6 protein-coding genes are annotated in these 4,346 nt (G+C 45.7%); 2 read left to right on the top strand and 4 right to left on the bottom strand.

Going from position 1 to position 4,346, the window contains the following annotated elements; translation table 11 throughout:
• The first annotated feature begins 200 nt into the window (after positions 1-200).
• A complete protein-coding gene (locus tag GPK88_RS02005) occupies positions 201-971 on the top strand; it encodes a hypothetical protein (protein ID WP_173772680.1) in 771 nt (256 codons plus the stop codon).
• 49 nt (positions 972-1,020) lie between these two features.
• Here the strand turns inward: GPK88_RS02005 and GPK88_RS02000 are convergent, their stop codons facing one another.
• From GPK88_RS02000 to GPK88_RS01985, 4 genes are all read right to left on the bottom strand, one after another.
• The gene (locus tag GPK88_RS02000; RefSeq protein ID WP_173772678.1) at positions 1,021-1,185 is read right to left on the bottom strand and encodes a hypothetical protein; all 165 of its coding nucleotides are present in this window, start codon (positions 1,183-1,185) and stop codon (positions 1,021-1,023) included.
• 73 nt (positions 1,186-1,258) lie between these two features.
• Positions 1,259-2,200: a MobV family relaxase gene (gene mobV, locus GPK88_RS01995; RefSeq protein ID WP_173772676.1), complete on the bottom strand. Its 942-nt coding sequence runs from the start codon at positions 2,198-2,200 to the stop codon at positions 1,259-1,261.
• A gap of 185 nt (positions 2,201-2,385) precedes the next feature.
• Positions 2,386-2,781 carry a replication initiator protein A gene (locus GPK88_RS01990; protein ID WP_215707500.1) on the bottom strand — a complete coding sequence of 132 codons (396 nt, stop codon included), beginning with the start codon at positions 2,779-2,781 and terminating at the stop codon, positions 2,386-2,388.
• Between the two features lie 110 nt (positions 2,782-2,891).
• The gene (locus tag GPK88_RS01985; protein WP_202030871.1) at positions 2,892-3,305 is read right to left on the bottom strand and encodes a cysteine-rich VLP domain-containing protein; all 414 of its coding nucleotides are present in this window, start codon (positions 3,303-3,305) and stop codon (positions 2,892-2,894) included.
• Between the two features lie 331 nt (positions 3,306-3,636).
• Here GPK88_RS01985 and GPK88_RS01980 point away from each other — a divergent pair, with 331 nt between their 5' ends.
• Complete coding sequence (locus GPK88_RS01980; protein WP_442860204.1) at positions 3,637-4,275, top strand: helix-turn-helix domain-containing protein; 639 nt, start codon at positions 3,637-3,639, stop codon at positions 4,273-4,275.
• Positions 4,276-4,346 lie beyond the last annotated feature (71 nt).

Here is a 4,346-nt window from a genome sequence, read left to right as displayed (position 1 = left end):
TTTGTTGGTACTTCAATTATACATCCTTCTACAGAGGGTGTCTTTCTTTTGTGCAATATTTTGGATTTGCTCATTTATAGCTATTAAGTATGGAATAGAAGCTTTGGAAGTTGAGAAATATCCTTGCTGCAAGCGAGAAGCAAAAATCAAACCAATTTATAAAATGTGCGGGAGTTATTGCCCGTTTTGTGGGGTAAGGTATGAAGAACATTGATAAAAAACAGTTGAAAATAATTTCCATGGAATTTAGAACAATTGCTAACCGTTTGATTACATGCAATCATCAGACGGGAATGGCTTTATTGAAGAAATTTATGGCTTATATTGACGAAAATGAAATTATATCAGAATACATAAAGCAATATGTTAATCCAGACGATTTTGAGCCGGTTGAAAGCGGGACTTGCTTCTCATCAATGGGCGATACAAAGCAAGAGGAAATCTCCTATACATATCAATATTTGAAATATGCTGTAGAGAATTATCATAGCTTTTACCATGATATGGCTTTTCGTTATGCAAGGGAAGCGAACGATGCTGTAAAAGAATTTTGTAATCGAATAGTACTTCCTTTTGTCAATTATATTGAAGGGTATCTTACGGAAATAGGCATTCAGATGGGATATGATGAGGATAAAAAATTTATGATTAATGTAAGTGGTGGCGTGGCACAAGTGAATGTAGCAAATGATAACGCAACAGTTCATGCAACTCAAAGCAATGGCATTAATGTTTCTCAATTAGAAAGCATTATCTCTGATATTATGAAGCACATGCCTACTGATATTACACAAGAAGAGCAGGAACAAATAAGTGACAGTGTTGAAGTAATTCGAGCTGAGGTACAAAGTGCAAGTCCTCGAAAGGGGTTCATTAAAACAGCACTAAAAGGATTACAAGCTATCAATGGGACTGCACAATTCGGAGCGGCTATTGCTACATTAGTTCAATTTGTTGGAACAATTTTATGATCTATAAGCAATTAAAGCGGCGGTATCGTGAATGATACCGCTGCTTTTGTCATACGCTCCTTTCCTTTTCTTTTGCCCTCTGTACTTTCCATTCTTCAAATTCTTTTTTACCCTCCGGGCTTTCAAAGAATTTTTGGATTTCGGGAAGTAAGCACCGGGCAAGGGCTTCTATTTCATGCTGGGGGATATTTGTGTCCGGTTGCTTTTTTGCCATATATCGCCTTTTTCTGTATTCAGTTTTCAAGGTACAATGCCACTGTGCGGCGTGAAATGTTTTCTGTCATCAATCACCGTTCCTTTGTATGCCGCTGTTGCCGTTTCAATTCTGCCAGCACCTCCGGCGGGATACGGTCTACCAGCCGCTGAATGTCTTTCAGCTCGCTTTCCAGCTTTGCCCGTTCCATCGTATCTTTCATCTTGCCTTTTTCGCTGGCTTTGGCTCTGGCTTCCAACTGTTCATTTTCTGTCAAAAGGTCGCTTATCGTGACCTTGTATTTTTTGAGCTGCCCGGAGAAGTTTTCCATCTGCGGAAACCACTTTTTCAGCAGGGAGAGGGCTTCCTCTTTCTTTTTTCCGGCATTGAACGGGGTAATACCGTCCAGCGTGGCTTCAATGGCTCTTGCCTGTTTGGAGAGATTGACCGCCTGCTTGAACAGACGGGTGGAGATATGCTTCCTGCCTGTCTTGCTGGCACTTTCCCCACGCTCCAAGTCGGGATATTTCTCCACCATATAGGCGTGAAAATCGTTCTGCCATTTTGTGAGGTTGGCTCTATTCCCGATAATCTCCTTTGTACACAGGCGGTTGTCCTCTGTCAGAGGGACAAAGACCAAATGCAGGTGGGGCGTTTTCTCGTCCACGTGTACCACCGCCGACACGATATTTTCTTTCCCTACACGCCCGATTAAGAAATCAGCCGCCCTCTGGAAAAATTCCTGTATCTCCTTTGGGGACTTCTTCTTAAAAAATTCCGGGCTGGCGGTAATCAGCGTATCCACAAACCGGGTGCTGTCCCTGCGGGTGCGGCAGCCAGCCTGTTCAATGCGGCTTTGAATGAAGTGGTAATAGCGTCCCTCCGGCTTGACGATGTGGAAATTGTACTTGCTCCGGCTGGTGTCAATGTCGGGATTGCTGGCGTACTGTTCCTTTTGTCGTTCGTGATGGGCTTCCAGCGGTCTTGCCGGATTGCCCTTGTGTTTTTCAAATCGTAAAATTGCGTGTTGTGCCATGAAACTCCTTTCCCCGTTCCGTTCCTTTCCGGGACTTTTCCACAGGAAAATCCCGCAGAAAATATCTCGGATAGGATAGGAATGGATAAGATATAAATAAAATCGTTTTAATCTCTGTATTTCTATATACCGTCCGGTTTTCGTACTTCAAGAGGATTGATTATCGTACTTGTGGAGTGCGGTTTTCAGTCCTCTGGCGTTCCATAACCGGATTTCTTGAAGTCGGTGTTTGGAACCGCTTCGTAGGATTTTGGGTAAATACGGTTGGGTTTTCCACAGCCCTGCTTCTGGATTTCCACCAGTCCGGCATATTGCAGTTCCCGCAGGGTGTTGACCGCTTTCTGCCGTCCGCAGTGGAGCAGCTCCACTATCTCGTTGATGGGATAGTAGAGGTAAATGCGCCCATATTCATCTGCCCAGCCGTTTTTCCGGGACAGGTCTGTCCGGCGCAGGATAAAGGCATACAGTACCTTTGCTTCGTTGGACAGGGGTGTGAATGTGGGGGCTTCAAAAAGGAAATTAGGAAGCAGGGTAAAGCTGACCGCCTTTTCCGGCTGATGGATATAAAGGGTGTTTGTCATATCGTGTTTTGTGGACGGTTAGAAGCCTGTTTCCGGGGGCAGACGGTAGTTTCTATTGCTGCCCCTGTTCTGTGCTTGCAAAGCCTTGTAAATCAAGGACTTTTCAGCCCCTAACTGTCCACACAAGACCTCCTTTTCCGTTCACTTTCTGTTTTCTGCCGCCTGTGAACTCTGGCGGCACAGTCGGGACAGTATTTCGCCCGGTTGGACTTTGGGACGAACACTCTGCCGTAGACCGCACAGCGTTTTAGCTCCTTATCCCGGAAAATCTCTGCTTCCAGCGTTCCGATTTGTGGCAAGACCGACCAGCGGAAGCACTTACAGCAGACCGAGAAAGAAATGGTCTGGGGGCAGGTGTGAGTGTCCCCATCGTCAAGGAGCATACAGTTCCCGTCCTCATAACAGCAGCACTCCCGGCGGATTAGGGCGTTTGCCTGTTTCTTCTGTGCCGGTGTCATGCGGTAAAGGGAACCGTCCGGCTTGCGCTCTATGGGCAGCAGCCGTTTATATGGGTTCTCTCTCATGTGTTCCCTCCATTTTTCCTTTGCCGTTCTCTCTGAAAAGGCTTCCTGTCCCATTCCTGCGGCGTGTTCCGGCGTTGGCACGCTCTCCGGACTTCGGGACATTTTGTCCCGAAGTGGTTCGTTGCGGTGCTTCCCCTGCCGGGGTATTCCTTTTCGGACGGTCATTCATTTTTCAAGGTGCAGCTCATCGATGAACTACCCTAAGTCTACACGAAAAAAATGCAATTCTCGGAATTTTGCGAGAATTGCATTTTAGGGCAACATTCTATTTCAAAATTGCATTTCTGCAATTTTCCCGTATAATGGGAAATAGGAAAAGGAGGTGCTGTGTATGGCTTTACCCGGAACACCCGGACAGAGGATTTCTGATTTGTGCAATGGTAACCATATTACACAAAAACAGCTTGCAAAGAAGATAGGCGTATCTGCTTCCCAGTTGAGCCGCATTGTCAGTGGGGAAACAAAGACGGTCAGCAGCGATATTCTCATAGGCGTGGCAAAGGAATTTAAGGTATCAACGGACTACATACTGGGTTTGTCTACTTTGAGTGTCCGTAAAAGCTATGATATTTCAGAATTGGGCTTGTCCGAGGGAGCTGTGAGAGGGCTTGTGACAGGTACAGTCGATGTGCAAATCCTCAACCGTCTGTTGGAACACAGGAACTTCCCGAAACTGATGGATTTGATACGTATTTATTTTCAAGACACAGCGGCAAAGGGTATCATGGCAAGAAACCAGCTGATTGAACTGGCAACGGCTTCCCTGTCCGATCTGATGAAAGAACACCCGGAACATCGGGGAGAAACAAGACAGGATTTGCAATTTCTGAACGCACAGAAGATGGGCGAACACGAAGCAGAGATTGAAAAAATCAAGAATGTATTTCTTGCTATTCTGCGGGATATTAAGAAAGATATGGACAGCGGCGAACAGCCGGGAGAAGCTGTGACCGCCGCTATGTTTGTGTGACAGTAAAAATAAACCCCCTGCTATGCAGGGGGAGGGAAGATCTTTAGATATAAGTAATCTCCTGTGTTAAA

This window comes from Blautia sp. MCC269 (assembly GCF_018785655.1).
GTDB lineage: Bacteria > Bacillota > Clostridia > Lachnospirales > Lachnospiraceae > Blautia_A.
Note: the sequence above shows the minus strand (reverse complement) of the source record. Positions and strands in the feature narration are given on the sequence as shown.